This window comes from Roseibium sp. RKSG952, from assembly GCF_009711355.1.
On the sequence record NZ_SMMF01000222.1, the window covers coordinates 1 to 399 of the forward strand.

A 399-nucleotide genomic window follows, 5' to 3' on the forward strand; every position below is an offset into this window, starting at 1 on the left:
ATATTACTTTCAATTATTTATATTTTTGTATATGGTTATTATTGGCGCGTTGGATTGATCAGCAGCAATATAACACTTATTAATTCAGTGGGTTCTATCGCTTACCTTTTGTTAATGTTTTTATTTTTTTATGGCACCTTTTGCTTTGATCCCTCTCCATCATACCATAGCGTGCGTATGGCTTATTCATCTTTATTTGGACCTTTATTCCCATTTATAGCGGCTGCTGGCTCAATAGTTTTTCCTTTTGCTATTTTTCCGCTGTTTGCAATCCTTATTCGACTGATCGTGCGCAGGCAAAACCTTGTCTAAAATTGAACCAGTCATATCAGGAATGCGTCAACGGCGGCGTAATGTCAGGCCTGTGGGCGGCTTAAAAGCCGGACGCTTGCGGCGTGC

At 40.4% G+C, this 399-nt stretch carries 1 protein-coding gene; it reads left to right on the forward strand.

The genetic code is table 11. From position 1 onward, the window contains the following. Positions 1-312 (forward strand): hypothetical protein (locus tag E1297_RS49475; RefSeq protein ID WP_209015529.1); only part of this gene is annotated, 312 nt, incomplete at its 5' end. Between the last annotated feature and the right edge of the window lie 87 nt (positions 313-399).